This is a genomic window from Pseudomonas putida S13.1.2, from assembly GCF_000498395.2.
GTDB lineage: Bacteria > Pseudomonadota > Gammaproteobacteria > Pseudomonadales > Pseudomonadaceae > Aquipseudomonas > Aquipseudomonas putida_Q.
The window spans coordinates 4401418-4419371 of sequence record NZ_CP010979.1 but is presented as its reverse complement, the minus strand read 5'-3'; the positions used below and the strand labels follow the sequence as shown (position 1 = coordinate 4419371).

The following is a 17954-nucleotide window of genomic DNA, read 5'->3' as shown; positions in this document are numbered from 1 at the left end:
GCCGCACTAGAGTGAACCCATGCGGAGCGCTTGCTGCGTGTGCAGAAGGTTTGCAAGGACGCTGGAACGTTGTTGAGATGGACGGCTGGTATTGAGGAGTAGGCCCCATGTAGACAATTCAACCGTTAGTGTCCTTGGCATCCCTGTGAGGGGAATATGATTGAAGACCCATACATTCTGTTCACTCGCATTGCTGTTGTAGTAGACGAGCAAGGTGACGTATTCACAGATCCCTTGTGGGTCAAAGATATAGAACTTCATTTGGGCTACATAGCAAACTTCGGGATGTGCTGCCCTGTTGAACGAGGCAGCAATATCGACGGGCTGCAAAGCATTGGTCATCTGGATGTAAAATGGTTGTATGCGTTGCGCAAGGACTATGGGCTTGCGTCAGTATTAAAGAATTTTATTCCGAATTTCATCACCGTCATCAACGCCTGCAAGAAGGCCAGGATCGTTCATTCTGACGGGGCAGGTTGGGCATTCCCTTTGTCCTTCTATCTATTGCCGCTCAAGCCGTTCTTCCGCTTTCAGTGGGTGATTGTCATAGAGTCTTCATTCTGGATGTTGGCTCAGGGGCAGCCGCGAAGCCTCAGAGCAATCATCGAACACCATATGCACACCCTTTTGTTGAAGCGCTGCCTGAAGCTGGCGAATGCCAGGATCTTTACTCAGTCTTTCTACAAGGAATATTTTCTTGGGCGTAATAGCAGCCGCACGCTGATCAACCCTGCCAGCTGGCTGGATAAAAAATACATCGCGGCACCGGACGCCGTCAGGAAAAGATTCGAAGCCAAAGGCAACCGTAAACTCAAACTGCTTTACCCATCACGCCTTGTCCTGGATAAAGGTGTTCTGGTAGTCCTTGAAGCCATTGAACAACTGCAAATCGAAAATATTGATATCACCGTCACCCTCATGGGTGAGGGTGATTTCAAAGAGCACTGCCTACGCTTTGCAGCTGAAGACCATGGCGGCATCGAAGTGCGGTTCCAGAACGCAGTTGATTACGGCAAAGACTTTTTCAGCATCATTGCCCAGCATGACTGGCTGTTGGTGCCGACATTGAAACAGGAACAACCCCGCATCATTTTTGACGCATTCAGCCAGGGCGTTCCCGTCATCGGTTCTGACACATCCGGGGTGCTGGACATAACCAGCAAGCACAACACGCTCACGTTTGAAACCGGGAACCCGTCCAGCCTGGCAGACCGTATTCGTCATGCTGCCCGGCATCCCGAGCTGGCGCTGGAAATGGGGCTTGCGGGGTTGGAGTATGCGACGGGGAAAACACACTTGCAGATGCATCAGGTGCGCGAGGAATTCCTGAAGAGCAGTTTGACGGCCTCTGCCAGCCCGCGCGCCCCAAATGACTGACGACGGGCGCCCCTATAACCGACTGATAACCAGGCGCCCATCACCCTGGCGAACCTGCAGCCCATAGGTCTGGGCCAGCATGGCCAACGCCAGCGGCAGATCATCGACCGGGAAGGTGCCAGACACCCGCAGTTCGCTCAACGCGGGGTCGCACTCCAGGCGCTGGTCGGCGTAGCGCATCAATGCCTGGGCCCACTGTTGCAATGGCATGTCATCGGCCACCAGCAAGCCGCGCTGCCAAGCCAGGCTGGTTTCATGCACCTCCCCGACAAGGCCCAGACGCTCCCGGCTGAATCGAACCTGCTGCCCGGCGCGGATGATGTTCTCGCCTGCCGCCACGCTGGCGCTGTCGGGGCGTACCTGCACGGCGCCTTCATACACCTCAAGCAAGGTTTCATCGGCCAGCTGGCGCACGCTGAACCGCGTGCCCAGCGCGAGCAACTGACCATGCCCGGTCTGCACCATCAGCGGCCGTGGGTCGGCAGCGGTCACGATGTACACCTCGCCACGGCGCAGATGCAGCAGCCGTTGCGCGCTATCGAAAACCAGCTGCAGGGCACTGTCGGTATTGAGGATGATCTGTGTGCCGTCGGCCAGCCGCGCGTTTGTGCGCTCACCCACAGCTGTCTGGTAATCACTGGTAAAACGCCCGGCCTGCGAGCGCCAGCCCCACCACCCAAGCGGTGCGGCACCCATCAGCAGAACCAGGCCGCGCAGTACCGCCCGCCTGCCCTGGGGGCGTTGCAGGGTCTGCCTGGCCAGCGTTGGCGGCAGGCTGCCCAGGCGTGAAAGCAGGCGCTGCGCCCTTTTCCATGCACGTTCGTGCTCATCATTGGCAAGCCGCCAGCGTTCCAGTTCGAGCTGCTGGGCAGGCAGCAGCGGGCCTTCCTGCATCAGCATCAGCCACGAGGCTGCCTGGGCAAGCACATGCTGCGCGATGGCATCGTCGGGTGTTGCAGTACCGTTAGTCATCGGGCATCTGCGTCAGGCAGGCCAGGTAGCCCTCGTGGATGTACTTCTTCACCGTCGGCAGCGCTATGTTCAAGGCCACGGCGATGTCCTTCTGCTTCATGCCGTCCAGTGTCGCCATCAGGAATGCCTGCCTTGCACGCGGTCGCAGCTTGTCCAGAACTGCGTCGATCTCATGCAGGGTTTCGAGGATCACATATTGCAGCTCAGGCGAAGGATGCTCGGGCTCTGGCAGCAACAGCAGCGCTTCGAGCCACGCCTGCTCCAGCGACTGGCGGCGCCGCCAGCTCACCAGCACGCAGTTCGCGATGCGCGTCAGGTAGGCGCGGGGTTGACGAATCGGCTCGACCCGCGCGCCCTCGCGGCTGGCCAGCACACGCAGGAACGTATCCTGGGCCAGATCGTCGGCCACCCCGCGCCCCCATGACCTCAGCCGGTAGGCAAGCCAGTTGCGCAGCCAGGCGTGATTCTCGATGTACAGCGTTTCGATACTGCACGGCTCGGTACTGTTAGGCGGGGAGAAGGGGGCATTCATCGTCGATTGAATTGATACATGGGCTGTCGCAAATGCAAACCATTATCACTAGAATTGCTCAAGTCACAAGGCCAGTTCGGTAAATTCGGACGCTGCCCATTCATTCATATCCTTTTTTCGATCTCGTGCGACAGAGGAGGTAACAGCCCACTGCCAGTGGTGGGCGCAAACCCTACGAGCGAGAAAAGCATGCTCCCAGTACGTTGTCCTTCACCTGCTCCGCGCCCTCGGCCTTGCCTGTCGCCCATCACCTTTGTCCTGCGTTGCACGATGACCAGTTGCTGCGCTGCAGGCCTGCTGCACAGCAGCGTGGTTGTGGCCCAGGATGCCTACAAGGCTGCGCTCACGGCTACCCGCCTGGACGACGCCACGCTGCGTGACTACAACATTGCCCAAGGCCCGCTGGGAGCAGCCCTCGGCAGCTTCAGCAGCCAGGCCGGGCTGCTGCTGTCGTACGAGCCTGACCTGATCCGCGGGCGAACGGCGCCCGCCTTGAAAGGGCGGTATACGGTCAGCGAGGGCATGCAGCGGTTGCTCGCCAATACCGGTTTGCAGCTGGCGCCAAGTGCTACCGGCACCTACGTGGTGATGGCGCAGGGCACAGGTGCCCGTGCTGCAGCAGAGTTGTCGCCGACGATGGTCGAAGCCGCCGCACAGGGCCCAGAGGTGGAAACCTACAGAGCGCCACGTTCGTCAGTGCACCTGACCAGCGAGCAGATCGACCGCTTCGGGCGGGTGTCTGCGGGCGACCTGCTCAACGGTATCCCTGGCGTGCAGGTTGGTGACACCCGCAATGGCGGTGCCCTGGACGTCAACATCCGCGGCATCCAGGGCCAGAGCCGGGTAGCGGTCAAGGTCGATGGTTCTGAGCAGGCCCTGGATGTCTATCGAGGTTATGGCGGAACCCAGCAGCGCAGCTATATCGATCCCGACCTGATCAGCAGTCTGACCGTGAACAAAGGGCCGTCGACCAAGTCCGGGGCGATAGGCGGCACGGTGGAGATGCAGACGATCGGTGTGCAGGACATTCTGGTGGACGGCAAGCAGGTCGGCGTGCGCCTCAAGGGCGATTTCTGGGACAACGGCGTAGCCCCCGCTCACCGCAGCGCCAGCTCCAGGGATGAAAGCCTGACCGCGCCGCCACGCGACAGCCGCGGCAGCCTGTTTGGCTCCGAGGCTGAGTCTGGCAGCGCTGCCTTTGCCTTCACCACAGAGCGGCTGGACGTGGTGGCGGCGTATGCACACCGCAACCAGGGCAACTACTTTTCCGGCAAGAAAGGCCAGGACCGCTATCGCATCCATGACGAAGACGGCCGCGAGCAGCCGAGCGTTGCAATGACCTACAACGCCGGCGAAGAAGTGCTCAACTCTTCATCGAAAACCGACTCGTACCTGCTGAAGGCAACCTGGCGGATAGCCGACGACCACACGCTGGACCTGGGCTATCGCCGCTACGACGGTCGCACTGCCGAGATCATGCCTTCCGACATCTACCGTTTCGGCACCGCGGGTATCTACCAGTACCCCTTGGGCGCGGTGAAGATCGACACCTACACGGCGCGCTACCACTACCTGCCTGCCGGCAACCCCTGGGTCGACCTGACCAGCAACCTGTGGATGACAGACGCCAAAACCAGCACCTTGAGCTCGGCCTGGACGGCGCCTGCTTCGCAGTTGTTTCGTTCTGACCGCAGCTGGACCCGCCAGGACAATCGCCGTATTGGTGGCGACCTGAACAACGTCTCCCGGTTCGAAACGACCCATGGCGACTTCAAGCTCGACCTGGGCGGCGCCTTCCAGCTCGAAGACCTGCAGCCGCAGAAAAGTGTGCTTATCACCCAGCATGATATCGATGCCAACCGCACCCTGCGCGATGCCTCCCGGCAAGAGTTCAGCTTCAACGGCAAGCTCGAATACCAGCCGATCGAGCAACTGACCCTATGGGGCGGTGGCCGTTACAGCCACTTCCACACCAAGGACAACACCGTGCTGGCCACCGCCCGGCGTCAGGACCGCGAGGTACGATACATATCGGCGAGTGGCCCAAAAGGCTGGGGCAGCATGACCTGGTTCCCCGACCAGAACGGCCAGTACACCGACGCCACCGACCCGAGGCTGAACAACGGCATCGTCTTCGGCAACAGCAACGAGCCGTTCAATGGCGTGCGTTTCAACGACTTCGGCGCAACCAGCGTGGAGGTCGGCTCCGAAGGCATCAGCAGCGTGGTCACAGGCTACGACCATAGCCCGCAGGGCAGCAGCAGTGGCGGCGGCTTCTCGCCGGCATTCGGCATCAATGTCGAGCTGATGCCCGACACGTTCTTCTATGTCACCTACACCCAAGGCCTGCGCCTGCCGTCTTTGTTCGAGACCAGCCAGGGTACCCAGCAAGTCGCCCCCGGTAAAAGCCTGAAGCCCGAACGCTCGCAGAGCTGGGAGATCGGCGTCAGTGCGTTGCGCGACAACCTGTTTACCGAGCACGATTCGGCCGCGGTCAAGCTTGCCTACTTCGACAACGTGATAAAGAACTACATCACCCGTTACTACGACCCAAGCCCGGAGCTTTGGGGCCTGATGACCTTCAGCAACACCGACAGCTTCAGCACCCGCGGCCTTGAGCTGCAATCGCACTACGATGCCGGCCATGCGTTCGCCGACCTCTCGGCCACCTACTATCTCAAGACCGAGACCTGCGACGCGGACTTCGCCGGCAAACTTCGCGCCACGGCCAACCCGTACCAGAAGACCGAGAACACGCCCAACTGTACGCCGGGAAGTTTCATGGGCTCTTATACCAACACACAGAACCCGCCACGGTTTTCAGCCAACCTGACGAGCGGCGTGCGCTTCTTCGGCGAGGCATTGACCGTGGGTGGACGGGTGACCTACACCTCCGGGCCTACCAATACCCTCGACAAGCCCTGGCAGTCCGGTGCCACCACGCCGCAGGTGGAATACCGCTCGGTTGCGCTGTTTGATCTGTTCCTCAAGTACAAGTTGCTCGAGAACACCGAGGTGAATGCTTCGCTGCAGAACCTGACCGATCGCTACTATCTGGACCCGCTGGCGCAAAGCTTCATGCCGGCACCGGGGCGGACGCTGCGGGTGGGGGTAGTGACGCGCTTCTGAAGGCCGCAGAGGGCGTTGGCGCAGAGGGTTTCGCCAGCGCCCCGACATTTCTGCGGGCATTAAAAAGCCGGCTTGTGGCCGGCTTCTCGGGGACGCTTCCGACTAATTTATGGTAAGCCGCAATCGCCTTAACTGTGTGGCCATCAAGGGCCTGAAAGAGATGGCAGATGCCCGTGTGGGGTATCGCCGAGCCCTCTGGACCGCGGCTTGCGCCGGTCGGGGCATAATGTGCGGCGTAGCATACAAGGGCACGCGCAGGATGCCCAGCAAAAAATGGCACAGGTTGTTTCAGCCCGGCCGCTGCTGGCGGAAATGCGACCAGTGGAATACCCAGCCGATAATCTCCAGGCCCTGCGCCTGGCGCTGGGCGGGGGTGTAGCGTTCGACGGCGTAATTGCGCCGGTCATGGCTGTGCAGGTACAGGGTGCCCTGCGTGCCGAGGCTGAGGTTGTTTACCCTGAGCACCCCATTGTGCAGCAGGGCATAGGTTTCGCCCTCTATTATCCGCGTCATGCCCAGGTCGACGGCCAAGGTGGCTTCCAGTGGCACCAGCGGCAGCATGTTGCTGGCCGGCATGGCCAGGCAGATGGCGTTATCGGCGTGCACACCCAACGCTTTCAGCGCTTTTGCGGGCAGGCGCAGGTGTTTGCTGGGCACCGGTGAAAGCAGGCCGTTTCGCAGTTCGTAAAAGGGTAACTTCAGCTGGCGGGCGCGGTGTGCCGACAGTGGGCTGGGTGGGTTGATGGGTGCCTGGCGTGGCGGGTAGTTGCGCTGGATCGGGATTGGGTGTTTTGGCCCTTCGCCCGTGCGCAGCCAACGCCTATACACACAGAACAGGTCGGCCAGTTCGTCCAGCCGGGCCAGGGGCACGCCGCGTTTGAACCAGTTGTTGACGTGCTGCGGTGTGACGCTGCGCTGAGCGGCGAAAGCGGAAGGGGACAGGCCACATTCGTGGAGAAGGGCTTTGAGGCGGTCGCCGGACGTGTTCATGGGGGGCGAGTGTAGCGATGCGGTACCCACAAGGAAATGAACCGGTTGTTGACGGAATTTGTACGAAAAATGCCTGCTTGTAGGGCGTTGGTGTAGGACTGCGTAGGACTTTTTACCGATGAAGGCGTTGTCGCCGTTTCGGGTATAAAAAAACCCGCCGAGGCGGGTTTTTTTTAAAACCGGTATCAGCCTTTGTAGGCAGCAACCGATTTGGTGATCGCGGCACGGGCGGCGTCAGCGCCATCCCAGCCTTCGATCTTGACCCACTTGCCCTTCTCGAGATCTTTGTAGTTGGCAAAGAAGTGCTCGATCTGCTGGATCAGCAGGGCTGGCAGGTCGGTGTATTCCTTCACGTCGACGTACAGCTGCGACAGCTTGTCGTGAGGAACAGCGATGACCTTGGCGTCGCCGCCGCCGTCGTCGGTCATGTTCAGCACGCCAACTGGACGGGCGCGGATAACCGAGCCTGGCGCTACCGGGTAAGGGGTAACCACCAGCACGTCCAGCGGATCACCGTCGTCAGCCAGGGTGTTCGGGATGAAGCCGTAGTTGGCTGGGTAGAACATCGGGGTGGCCATGAAACGGTCGACGAACAGGGTGTCGCTGTCCTTGTCGATCTCGTATTTGATCGGCGCGTGGTTGGCCGGGATTTCGATGGCGACGTAGATGTCGTTCGGCAGGTCTTTGCCCGCCGGAATCTTGCTGTAGCTCATTGGGCAGTGCCCCCGTGTTTGACCAAAAAAGTGGCGGCGATTATAGGCACATTCTGCCGGGGCATGCCACGCCTGGCCTGATGTGCGGCCCCGTCAGGCTTGGCTTTCGCGGTATTCGGGGTGTTCGGCCTGCAGCCGGTGCAGCCGCACCAGCGGGTCTTGCCGGTAGAACTGCGACAACTGGTGGTAGACCAACGGATAAGCCTGGTGCAGCAGGTCGGGGGCACTAAAGAAGTATTCGCTGGTGACGGCAAAGAACTCCGCCGGGTTTTCTGCGGCATACGGGTCGATGGCGGTTTCGGCGTCGGGGTTGTTGTCCAGCTGGCGGTTGAGGTCGTCGTAGGCCTGCTGCATGGCCGTTGCCCACTCATCCACCGGCATGCCGCTGTGTAGCGGGGGCAGGCCGTTGGCATCGCCATTGAGCATGTCCAGCTTGTGCGCCAGCTCATGGATGACCAGGTTGTAGGCCTCCCAGCCACCGCTGGCCAGCACGCCGTTCCAGGCCAGGATGATCGGCCCCTGTTGCCAGGCCTCGCCGCTGTGCTCACCGTCCCATACGTGCTCCACGCCACTGGCATCGCGGTGGCGCTGGGGGCTCTTGAAGTCGTCGGGGTACAGGATGATTTCGTGGAAGCCCTGGTACCAGTTCAGCTCACCCAGGTGCAGCAGCGGCAGCTGCGCCTGGGCGGCCAGCAACAGGCGCTGCTCGTCGTCGGGTTCAACGCCTGGCAAGCAGGTGAGGTGCTTGTCGAGCAGGAACAGGATGCAGGCTTCGCGCAGCCAGTGGTCTTCGTCGTCGCTGATGCCGTCCAGCATGGGCAGGCGCTCGCGCACGGCCTGCCACTGCTTTGGCTCGATGGGGTAGCGCGCCAGTGCGCGCTTGCGCCGCCAGGCGCTGAACGACCACATGCCTGCTGTTCTCTGAGTGTTCAGTGAGCCTTGGCCGCACGGCCCAGGCGGCCGCGCAACAGGCCGAGGATCATCGGCACCAGCGACAGGACGATGATGCCCACCACCATCAGCGACAGGTGCTGCTTGATGAATGGCACGTTGCCGAAGAAGTAGCCCAAGGTGACTAGGCCGCCGACCCACAGCAGCGAACCGGCAACGCTGAAGCCCAGGAAACGTGGGTAATGCATGTGGGCGATGCCGGCGACGAACGGTGCGAAGGTGCGCAGGATGGGCAGGAAACGCGCCAGGGTCACGGTCTTGCCGCCATGGCGTTCATAGAATTCGTGGGTGCGCTGCAGGTAGTCGCGGCGGAAAATTTTCGAGTTGGGGTTGTTGAACAACCGCTCGCCGGCTGTTCGGCCGATCACGTAGTTGGTGCTGTCGCCCAGGATGGCGGCAGCCATCAACAGGCCAGCCAGCAGCACCGGGTCCATACCGCCGCCCGCCGCTACGGCGCCGGCGATGAACAGCAGCGAGTCGCCCGGCAGGAAGGGCATTACCACCAGCCCGGTTTCGCAGAAGATCACGGTGAAAAGGATGGCGTAGATCCAGGGACCGTAATTGGTGACCAGCAGATCGAGGTAGGCATCGAGATGCAGGATAAGGTCCAACGGGTTGAAATCCATGTACAGCACCTGTGTTCTTGGGCGTAGGCTGGGTTACCTGGGGATGGGTAAATTTTCACACATGACAGGTGGGGCATTATACGGCGAAGTGAGGATCATGCCCGGGGAGTTTGTAGCGGGGGGTTACGGTGAAAGGCCTGGATAGTGGTATCGACTGTACCGGCCTCATCGCCGGCAAGCCAGCTCCCACAGGTTAACTACTGCCCTGAGGTAGTGGTCAACCTGTGGGAGCTGGCTTGCCGGCGATGAGGCCGGTACAGGCATGCGGGTCATTCCTGGCTGATGGGCAGGATGTAGCTCTTGAACTCGGTATCTTCACGAAACCCGATGGATTCGTAGGTCTTGTGCGCGACCTCATTGTTCGCGCTGGTCGACACCCGCATGCGCACGGCATTGGTCTCTTTGGCCATTTTCTTCGCTTCACGCATCAGGTGGTCGGCGACCAGCATGCGCCGCGAGTCTTCGGCCACGTAGATGTCATTGAGAATCCACACGCGCTTGAGCGACAGCGACGAGTAGCTTGGGTAAAGCTGGCAAAAGCCCATCAACTTGCTGTCGTCATCATCGGGAAGTGCCAGGTAGATCACCGATTCATCCCGCTTCAGGCGCTTTTCCAGGAAGCTGCGCGAGCTGTCGGGGTAGGGTAGCTGCCCGTAGAACTCACGGTATTTGACGAACAGTGGCGTGAGCAGGTCGAGGTGTTCCAGGGTTGCCTTGATGATGCGCATGTGCGGCCCTCAGAGTCCATTGGGGAAACAGCGGAATGCCAGCAGCTTTCAAGGGCATCCTGCCCAATGCAGGTCGCAAGTGCAATCCGCCTTCCGTGACAGGTTTTTTACCCTTTGCCCAGCAGGAAGTTGCCCTTCTGGTTGCTGGTGTGTTCAGTTTCCAGGCTATGGACCTCGGCTTCGTCCTTTAAATTCACCCCCGAAAGCTGGCGCCGGCAGGCTTCGCGCATCAGGTACAGCAGGCGGTGCGCCGCCATGCCGTAGCTCAACCCTTCCAGGCGGATATTGGAAATGCAGTTGCGGTAGGCATCGGTCAGGCCGACCTTTGGCGCGTAGGTGAAATACAGACCAAGGCTGTCGGGCGAGCTCAGCCCCGGGCGCTCGCCGATCAGCATCACGGTCATCCGGGCGCCCAGCAGTTCACCGACCTCGTCGGCCACCGCCACGCGGCCTTGCTCCACCAGCACCACCGGGGCGCTGGTCCAGCCGTCGGCGGCGGCCTGTTCTTCGAAGCGGGTCAGGAACGGCAGGGTGTGGCGGTGCACGGCCAGCGCCGACAGGCCATCGGCGACCACAATGGCCAGGTCGACGCCGCCGGGGTTGGCCTGGGCATGCTGGCGCAGGGTGGCAATCGACGCTTCGTTCAGGCGCCGGCCCAGGTCCGGGCGCTGCAGGTACTGGTGGCGGTCACTGGCAGCGCTGTGCAGCACCAGGCTTTCGCGCCCACGGTCACCCAGCTGGGTAGCCAGGCCGGCATGGTCGAAGGCCAGGTGCACGGCGTCGCGGGCCTGGGCATGGGCGAACTGGAAGTCCAGCTGCGCCCCGGTCGGCAGGCTGGTGCCGGCACGGCCCAGGGCGATGCGCGCCGGGGTCAGGTTGCGCAGGGCCAGCCAAGGGTTGTCGGGGGTAGGCGTGCGGTGGTCCATGGTCATCCCTATGCAAGCTGTGCCAAGGCCTGGCGGAAGGCCGGTGGCAGGTTGTCACCAAAGCGCACCCGGCCATCGGCCTGGGTGAAGATGCCGGTGCGGGCCAGCCATGCCTCGAATTCCGGCCCGGGCTTCAGGCCCAGGGTCTGGCGCGCGTACAGCGCGTCGTGGAACGAGGTGGTCTGATAGTTGAGCATGATGTCGTCGGAGCCGGGGATGCCCATGATGAAGTTGATCCCGGCCACCCCCAGCAGGGTCAGCAGGGTGTCCATGTCGTCCTGGTCGGCTTCGGCGTGGTTGGTGTAGCAGATGTCGCAGCCCATCGGCACACCCAGCAGCTTGCCGCAGAAGTGGTCTTCCAGGCCCGCGCGGATGATCTGCTTGCCGTTGTACAGGTACTCCGGGCCGATGAAACCGACCACGGTATTGACCAGAAACGGCTTGAAGTGGCGGGCCACGGCATAGGCGCGGGTCTCGCAGGTTTGCTGGTCGACGCCATGGTGGGCGTTGGCCGACAGTGCGCTGCCCTGGCCGGTTTCGAAATACATCAGGTTTTGCCCGAGGGTACCGCGTTTCAGCGACAGGCCCGCTTCGTAACCTTCCTGCAACACGTTCAGGTTGATGCCAAACCCGGCGTTGGCCGCCTCGGTGCCGGCAATGGACTGGAACACCAGGTCCAGCGGCACGCCACGGTTGATCGCCTCGATCGAGGTGGTGACATGGGTCAGCACGCAGGCCTGGGTGGGGATGTCATAGCGCTGGATGATGGCGTCGAGCATTTCCAGCAGGGCACAGATCGAGGCGATGCTGTCGGTGGCCGGGTTGATGCCGATCATCGCGTCGCCGTTGCCGTACAGCAGGCCGTCAAGAATGCTGGCGGCGATACCGGCCGGCTCGTCGGTCGGGTGGTTGGGCTGCAAGCGAGTAGACAAGCGCCCGCGCAAGCCCATGGTGCCGCGGAACCGGGTAACCACGCGAATCTTCTGCGCCACCAGCACCAAGTCTTGCACGCGCATGATCTTCGACACCGCCGCAGCCATTTCTGGCGTAAGCCCCGGCGCCAGGGCGCGCAGGCTGTCTTCAGTGGCCTCTTCGCTCAGCAGCCAGTCGCGCAGGCCGCCCACGGTCAGGTGGCTGACCGGGGCAAAGGCCTGGGCATCGTGGGTATCGATGATCAGCCGGGTGACTTCATCGGCTTCGTAAGGGATCAGTGCTTCATTGAGGAAGTGGGTCAGCGGGATATTGGCCAACGCCATCTGCGCGGCGACACGCTCGCCGTCATTGCTGGCTGCGACGCCTGCCAGGAAGTCCCCCGAGCGTGCCGGGCTGGCCTTGGCCATCACGTCCTTGAGGCTGTCGAAGCGGTAGACCAGGTGGCCTACCGTGTGTACGAAACTTGCCATACAGAATCTCCAGAGCCGCGGGTTGCCCCGCGGCGGGTGGCGGCAATCAGTGCAAGGCCTCTTCGGCCTGCTGGATGGCGGCGAATTCCTCTTCCGGCGTGCCCGCGACCAGGTGGTGGCGGCTGTAGAAAGCAAAGTAGGCAATCAATACCGCATAAATCACTGCGGCGCCAATCACCACCCGTGGGTCCACCAGGAAGCCGGCAACCACGGCGATGCACGCCAGCACCAGCGCCACGCCCGAAGTGAAGATGCCACCGGGGGTGCGGTACGGGCGCTCCATCTTCGGCCGGCGGATGCGCAGGGTGATGTGCGCGGCCATCATCAGTACATAGGACAGCGTAGCGCCGAACACCGCCACCAGGATCAGCAAGTCGCCCTGGCCGGTCAGCGACAGGGCAAAGCCGATGATGCCGGGGATGATCAGGGCCAGTACCGGGGCTTTGCTTTTGTTGGTTTCCGACAGCTTGCGCGGCAGGTAGCCGGCGCGGGACAAGGCGAAGATCTGCCGGGAATAGGCGTAGATGATCGAGAAGAAGCTGGCGATCAGCCCGGCCAGGCCGACCAGGTTGACGAAGCCGCCCATCCAGGTGCTGCCGCCGTAAGCCTTGGACAGCGCTTCGACCAGCGGGTTGCCGGATGCCTTCAGCGCTTCGGAGCCGGCGCCGCCAGGGCCGACCACCAGGATCAGCAGGGCGAAGGCCAGCAGTACCAGCATGGCGCCGATCAGGCCGCGTGGCAGGTCACGCTTGGGGTTCTTGGTTTCTTCGGCAGCTAGCGGCACGCCTTCGACGGCAAGGAAGAACCAGATGGCGTAAGGGATCGCCGCCCACACGCCGACATAGCCGAACGGCAGGAAGCTGCTGGCGCCTACTGCGTCCGTTTTGGCGATGTCGAACAGGTTGGCTGCATCAAAATGGGGCACCATGCTTATCAGGAACACTGCCAGGGCGATGGCGGCGACGGCGGTGATGATGAACATCAGCTTCAACGCCTCACCCACCCCAAAGATGTGGATGCCGATGAACACGATATAGAACGCCAGGTAGATCATCCAGCCGCCGATACCGAACAGCGACTGGCAGTAGGCACCAATGAACACCGCGATGGCGGCCGGTGCGATAGCGTATTCGATAAGGATCGCCGTGCCGGTCAGAAAACCGCCCCACGGGCCGAACGCACTGCGGGCAAAGCCGTAGCCGCCGCCTGCGGTGGGGATCATCGACGACAGTTCGGCCAGCGAGAAGCACATGCACAGGTACATGGTGGCCATCAGCAAGGTGGCGAGGAACATGCCGCCCCAGCCGCCCTGGGCCAGGCCGAAGTTCCAGCCGGCATAGTCGCCGGAGATGACATAGGCCACGCCCAGGCCAACCAGCAGTACCCAGCCGGCCGCGCCTTTTTTCAGTTCACGTTGCTGGAAATAGTCCGACCCGACTTTTTCGAAGTCGACGGAAGAGCCTGCCGGCGAGCCGGCGGAATGATCGCTTGGCATAGATTCACCTGTTCTTTTTCTTGGTGGCCGGAAGGGGCCCGGGCCGATGGTGATGGGTACTGCAGGAAGCGAGCCAGAGCGGTTGGTGCTCCGGGGGTTGAGTGATGCAGGTCCGGCCTCATCGCCGGCAAGCCAGCTCCCACAGGTACTGCACAGTTTTCGAGATCAGTGCGGTCCCTGTAGGAGCGGCCTTGCGTCGCGATGGGCTGCAAAGCAGCCCCCGAGGCCATCCCGGATTTAGAAGAAGCCCAACGGGTTGATGTCGTAGCTCACCAGCAGGTTCTTGGTCTGCTGATAATGGTCGAGCATCATCTTGTGGGTCTCACGGCCAACACCGGACTTCTTGTAGCCGCCAAACGCCGCATGCGCCGGGTACAGGTGGTAGCAGTTGGTCCACACGCGGCCAGCCTTGATGCCGCGGCCCATGCGGTAGGCACGGTTGATGTCACGGGTCCACACGCCGGCCCCCAGGCCGAACTCGGTGTCGTTGGCAATCGCCAGTGCTTCGGCTTCGTCCTTGAAGGTGGTGACGCTGACCACCGGGCCGAAGATTTCTTCCTGGAACACGCGCATCTTGTTGTTGCCCTTGAGCAGGGTCGGCTGGATGTAGTAACCGGTGGCCAGCGAGCCTTCCAGCTTCTCGACCTTGCCGCCGGTCAGCAGCTCGGCGCCTTCGTCCTGGGCAATCTGCAGGTACGAAAGAATCTTCTCGAACTGCTGCTGCGAAGCCTGGGCGCCAACCATGGTGTCGGTGTCCAGTGGGTCGCCGCGCTTGATCTGCAGCACCTTCTTCATCACCACTTCCATGAACTGCGGGTAGATCGACTCCTGCACCAGGGCGCGCGACGGGCAGGTGCACACCTCGCCCTGGTTGAAGAACGCCAGCACCATGCCCTCGGCAGCCTTCTCGATGAAGCTTGGCTCTGCCTGCATGATGTCTTCGAAGTACACGTTCGGCGACTTGCCGCCCAGCTCGACGGTGGACGGGATGATGTTTTCGGCTGCGCATTTCATGATGTGCGAGCCAACCGGGGTAGAACCGGTGAAGGCGATCTTGGCGATACGCTTGCTGGTAGCCAGGGCTTCACCAGCTTCGCGGCCATAGCCTTGCACCACGTTGAGTACGCCAGGTGGCAACAGGTCGCCGATCACTTCCAGCAGCACGGTGATGCCCAGTGGCGTCTGCTCGGCAGGCTTGAGCACCACGCAGTTACCGGCGGCCAGCGCAGGCGCCAGCTTCCAGGCAGCCATCAGGATGGGGAAGTTCCACGGAATGATCTGCCCGACGACGCCCAGCGGCTCGTGGATGTGATAGGCCACGGTGCCTTCGTTGATCTCGGCAGCGCCGCCTTCCTGGGCGCGGATGCAGCCGGCGAAGTAGCGGAAGTGGTCGACGGCCAGGGGGATGTCGGCGTTGAGGGTTTCGCGGATGGGCTTGCCGTTGTCCCAGGTTTCGGTAATCGCCAACAGCTCAAGGTTCTGCTCGATGCGGTCGGCAATCTTCAACAGCACGTTGGAGCGGTCCTGCACCGACGTGCGGCCCCAGGCGTCGGCAGCGGCGTGGGCGGCGTCGAGCGCTTTATCGATGTCTTCGGCAGTGGAGCGAGGGAATTCGGCTATCAGTTTGCCATTCACCGGGGACGTGTTTTCGAAATACTGCCCCTTGACCGGAGCTACGAACTCGCCACCGATGTAGTTGCCATAGCGGTTCTTGAAGGAAACCTTCGCGCCGTCGGTACCGGGATGTGCGTAACGCATGGTGTGTCTCCTGGCTGTTATGTTTGTTGGGGAGTTGAGAAGCGTAGAGCAAAGGTTGGGCCAGCGTTTCGCACGCCAGGCAAATCAATGACTTGGGCCAGTTGTCTGGGACCGGTAAACGGCTGGTGTGCCAGCGGGGGTACACGCAGGGGTGACACTTTGTGCCATTTGCGACACGTCATGGCCGGGTGCATTGCAAAGGCTTCCCGGGTGGAGGATGCTGACCAGACTCTCTATCTGCGGAGAACTACAACAATGCAGAGCAACCCTTTCAGTCGCCATGCCCAGCAAGTCCATACCGTTGCCCATGGCGGGGCCGGGGAGGGCGGCAGTGACCCGTCCATCGCCCGCTCCTGGCTGCGTTGCCTGGAGGACTACCACCTCGACCCTGCTGTGATCGCGGCCCCGGTGGTGCTCGAGCACGGGCGCCTGCTGGAAAGCCGCGAGCGCTTGTGCCAGGTGCTGCAAATTGCCGACCCTGAAATGAACAGCCTGCACCAGCAGCTTTCCGGGGCCGGCCACGCGGTACTGCTGACCGACGCCCGCGGGGTGATCCTCAATTGCGTCAGCGCACCCACCGAGCGGCGCAGCTTCGAGCGTGCCGGGCTGTGGCTGGGCGCCGACTGGAGCGAAGCGCGCGAGGGCACCAACGGCATCGGCACCTGCCTGGTCGAGCGCCAGGCCCTGACCATCCACCAGAACGAGCACTTTCGTGGCCGCCATACCGGCCTGACCTGCTCGGCCAGCCCGGTGTTCGACCCCCATGGTGAACTGCTGGCGGTGCTTGATGTGTCGTCGGCCCGGCCCGATGTTTCGCGCCAGAGCCAGTTCCACACCATGGCATTGGTCAACCTTTCGGCGAAGATGATCGAAAGCTGCTATTTCCTGCGCCATTTCGAGCAGCAGTGGCTGCTGCGTTTCCACCTGCAGGCCGAGTCGGTCGGCCTGTTCAGCGAAGGTTTGTTGGCCTTCGACGGTGACGGGCGCATCTGCGCGGCCAACCAGAGTGCGCTGAACCTGCTGGGTACCGTGCGCGGTGGCGTGCTGGGCAAACCCGTGCAGCGCTTCTTCGCCTGCAGCCAAGACGAGTTGTTCAACCGCGCCATGCCCGCAGGCAGTACGGTCTGGCCGCTACGCACGGTGGACGGCCGCCAGGTGTTCGCCAGTGTGCGCGGCCAGGCACGTACGCCGGTGTGGTCTGTGCCCACCGCCCACCGCCAGCCCGTGCGCGATGTGGAACCGGCCATCTGCCTGCTCGACCCGGCGTTGCAAAACGACTTTCGCCGCTGCGTGCGGGTGTTCGAGCGCGACGTGCCGTTGTTGCTGCGCGGCGAGACCGGCTGTGGCAAGGAGGCTTTCGCCCAGGCCGTGCACCAGACCAGTGAACGGCGCGGCAAGCCGTTTGTCGCCATCAACTGCGCCTCGATCCCGGAGAGCCTGATTGAAAGTGAGCTGTTCGGTTACCGCGGCGGCAGCTTTACCGGCGCGCGCAAGGAAGGCATGCGCGGCAAGCTGTTGCAGGCTGACGGCGGCACCTTGCTGCTGGACGAGATCGGCGACATGCCGCTGGCCCTGCAAACCCGCCTGCTGCGGGTGCTGGAAGAGCGCCAGGTGGTGCCGATTGGTGGTGAGCCGCAGGCGGTTGACGTGCGCATTGTCAGCGCTACCCACCGTGACCTGCTGGAGCGGGTGGCGCAGGGCAGTTTCCGCGAGGACCTGTATTACCGCCTGAATGGGCTGGAGGTGGCGTTACCTGCGGTGCGCGATCGCAGTGACAAGGCGCAGTTGCTGGACTTTCTGTTGCGTCAGGAGGCGCAGGGGCAGCGTGTCGATATCGAACCCAGAGCGCGGGAGGCACTGCTCGACTTCGCCTGGCCGGGGAACGTGCGGCAGATGCGCAATGTGCTGCGTACCCTGGTGGCGCTTTGCGAAGATGCCCGAATCATGTTCTCGGACCTCCCCGCCATCGTCCGCGAGGGCTTTGCCCTCGATCGCCGGCAAGCCAGCTCCCACCCCGACCACACTGGCTTCAAGCCATTTGTAAATCCAGGGGGATCCGGCTTGCCGGCGACAAGGCCAGAACAGGCGCTAGAAGGCAGTTGCACCTACAGGGTAAACAGGGCTTTCGAAGCTGACGCTGCACCTGTGGGAGCTGGCTTGCCGGCGATAGGGCCGGCAGCGTTGAAAGAGGCCGAGCGCCATGCGCTGCTGGCGACCCTGGAGGCAAAACACTGGCACCTGACCCGCGTCGCCGAGCACCTGGGCATCAGCCGCAATACTTTGTATCGAAAACTGCGCAAACACGGCATCACCAGGGCTGGCTGAGCGAAACAGCGGGTGCGATTTGTCGCGCC

General features: G+C 62.2%; 14 protein-coding genes. 3 read left to right on the top strand and 11 right to left on the bottom strand.

From position 1 onward, the window contains the following. Positions 1–156 precede the first annotated feature (156 nt). The gene (locus N805_RS19515; protein ID WP_019472356.1) at positions 157–1377 is read left to right on the top strand and encodes a glycosyltransferase family 4 protein; all 1221 of its coding nucleotides are present in this window, start codon (positions 157–159) and stop codon (positions 1375–1377) included. Between the two features lie 12 nt (positions 1378–1389). Here N805_RS19515 and N805_RS19510 read toward each other — a convergent pair whose 3' ends face one another. Continuing rightward, entirely contained in the window at positions 1390–2349 is a 960-nt protein-coding gene (locus tag N805_RS19510) for a FecR domain-containing protein (protein ID WP_019472357.1), read from the bottom strand. After that, positions 2342–2881 carry a sigma-70 family RNA polymerase sigma factor gene (locus N805_RS19505; protein WP_019472358.1) on the bottom strand — a complete coding sequence of 180 codons (540 nt, stop codon included), beginning with the start codon at positions 2879–2881 and terminating at the stop codon, positions 2342–2344. Before N805_RS19505 ends, N805_RS19510 begins: the two co-directional genes overlap by 8 nt. A gap of 270 nt (positions 2882–3151) precedes the next feature. Here N805_RS19505 and N805_RS19500 point away from each other — a divergent pair, with 270 nt between their 5' ends. Next, positions 3152–6010, top strand: coding sequence for a TonB-dependent receptor (locus N805_RS19500; protein WP_019472359.1), 2859 nt, complete (start codon positions 3152–3154; stop codon positions 6008–6010). Positions 6011–6298: 288 nt separating this feature from the next. Here the strand turns inward: N805_RS19500 and N805_RS19495 are convergent, their stop codons facing one another. The 9 genes from N805_RS19495 to N805_RS19455 form a co-directional block, all read right to left on the bottom strand. Beyond that, positions 6299–7000, bottom strand: coding sequence for a LexA family transcriptional regulator (locus N805_RS19495; RefSeq protein WP_019472360.1), 702 nt, complete (start codon positions 6998–7000; stop codon positions 6299–6301). Positions 7001–7185: 185 nt separating this feature from the next. Further along, positions 7186–7713 carry an inorganic diphosphatase gene (ppa, locus tag N805_RS19490; RefSeq protein WP_016484715.1) on the bottom strand — a complete coding sequence of 176 codons (528 nt, stop codon included), beginning with the start codon at positions 7711–7713 and terminating at the stop codon, positions 7186–7188. A 93-nt stretch (positions 7714–7806) separates the two neighbouring features. Further along, entirely contained in the window at positions 7807–8622 is an 816-nt protein-coding gene (locus tag N805_RS19485; protein ID WP_019472361.1) for a zinc-dependent peptidase, read from the bottom strand. 20 nt (positions 8623–8642) lie between these two features. Beyond that, complete coding sequence (locus N805_RS19480) at positions 8643–9290, bottom strand: DedA family protein (RefSeq protein ID WP_019472362.1); 648 nt, start codon at positions 9288–9290, stop codon at positions 8643–8645. Between the two features lie 269 nt (positions 9291–9559). Beyond that, a complete protein-coding gene (locus tag N805_RS19475; RefSeq protein WP_019472363.1) occupies positions 9560–10018 on the bottom strand; it encodes a GNAT family N-acetyltransferase in 459 nt (152 codons plus the stop codon). Positions 10019–10125: 107 nt separating this feature from the next. Further along, positions 10126–10944, bottom strand: a complete 819-nt coding sequence (eutC, locus tag N805_RS19470; RefSeq protein WP_026034571.1) for an ethanolamine ammonia-lyase subunit EutC — start codon at positions 10942–10944, stop codon at positions 10126–10128. A gap of 8 nt (positions 10945–10952) precedes the next feature. Next, positions 10953–12347: an ethanolamine ammonia-lyase subunit EutB gene (locus N805_RS19465; protein ID WP_019472365.1), complete on the bottom strand. Its 1395-nt coding sequence runs from the start codon at positions 12345–12347 to the stop codon at positions 10953–10955. A 46-nt stretch (positions 12348–12393) separates the two neighbouring features. After that, entirely contained in the window at positions 12394–13842 is a 1449-nt protein-coding gene (gene eat, locus N805_RS19460) for an ethanolamine permease (RefSeq protein ID WP_019472366.1), read from the bottom strand. A gap of 237 nt (positions 13843–14079) precedes the next feature. Next, the gene (locus N805_RS19455) at positions 14080–15600 is read right to left on the bottom strand and encodes an aldehyde dehydrogenase family protein (RefSeq protein WP_019472367.1); all 1521 of its coding nucleotides are present in this window, start codon (positions 15598–15600) and stop codon (positions 14080–14082) included. A 255-nt stretch (positions 15601–15855) separates the two neighbouring features. Here N805_RS19455 and N805_RS19450 point away from each other — a divergent pair, with 255 nt between their 5' ends. Beyond that, complete coding sequence (locus N805_RS19450; RefSeq protein ID WP_019472368.1) at positions 15856–17925, top strand: sigma-54-dependent Fis family transcriptional regulator; 2070 nt, start codon at positions 15856–15858, stop codon at positions 17923–17925. Positions 17926–17954 lie beyond the last annotated feature (29 nt).

Coding starts and splice junctions, on each gene's coding strand:
- N805_RS19510 (WP_019472357.1), bottom strand. CDS start 2,349: ATGACTAACGGTACTGCAACACCCGACGATGCCATCGCGCAGCATGTG.
- N805_RS19500 (WP_019472359.1), top strand. CDS start 3,152: ATGACCAGTTGCTGCGCTGCAGGCCTGCTGCACAGCAGCGTGGTTGTG.
- N805_RS19480 (WP_019472362.1), bottom strand. CDS start 9,290: ATGGATTTCAACCCGTTGGACCTTATCCTGCATCTCGATGCCTACCTC.
- N805_RS19465 (WP_019472365.1), bottom strand. CDS start 12,347: ATGGCAAGTTTCGTACACACGGTAGGCCACCTGGTCTACCGCTTCGAC.
- N805_RS19495 (WP_019472360.1), bottom strand. CDS start 7,000: ATGAACACGTCCGGCGACCGCCTCAAAGCCCTTCTCCACGAATGTGGC.
- N805_RS19450 (WP_019472368.1), top strand. CDS start 15,856: ATGCAGAGCAACCCTTTCAGTCGCCATGCCCAGCAAGTCCATACCGTT.
- N805_RS19475 (WP_019472363.1), bottom strand. CDS start 10,018: ATGCGCATCATCAAGGCAACCCTGGAACACCTCGACCTGCTCACGCCA.
- N805_RS19455 (WP_019472367.1), bottom strand. CDS start 15,600: ATGCGTTACGCACATCCCGGTACCGACGGCGCGAAGGTTTCCTTCAAG.
- eutC (WP_026034571.1), bottom strand. CDS start 10,944: ATGGACCACCGCACGCCTACCCCCGACAACCCTTGGCTGGCCCTGCGC.
- N805_RS19485 (WP_019472361.1), bottom strand. CDS start 8,622: ATGTGGTCGTTCAGCGCCTGGCGGCGCAAGCGCGCACTGGCGCGCTAC.
- eat (WP_019472366.1), bottom strand. CDS start 13,842: ATGCCAAGCGATCATTCCGCCGGCTCGCCGGCAGGCTCTTCCGTCGAC.
- ppa (WP_016484715.1), bottom strand. CDS start 7,713: ATGAGCTACAGCAAGATTCCGGCGGGCAAAGACCTGCCGAACGACATC.
- N805_RS19505 (WP_019472358.1), bottom strand. CDS start 2,881: ATGAATGCCCCCTTCTCCCCGCCTAACAGTACCGAGCCGTGCAGTATC.
- N805_RS19515 (WP_019472356.1), top strand. CDS start 157: ATGATTGAAGACCCATACATTCTGTTCACTCGCATTGCTGTTGTAGTA.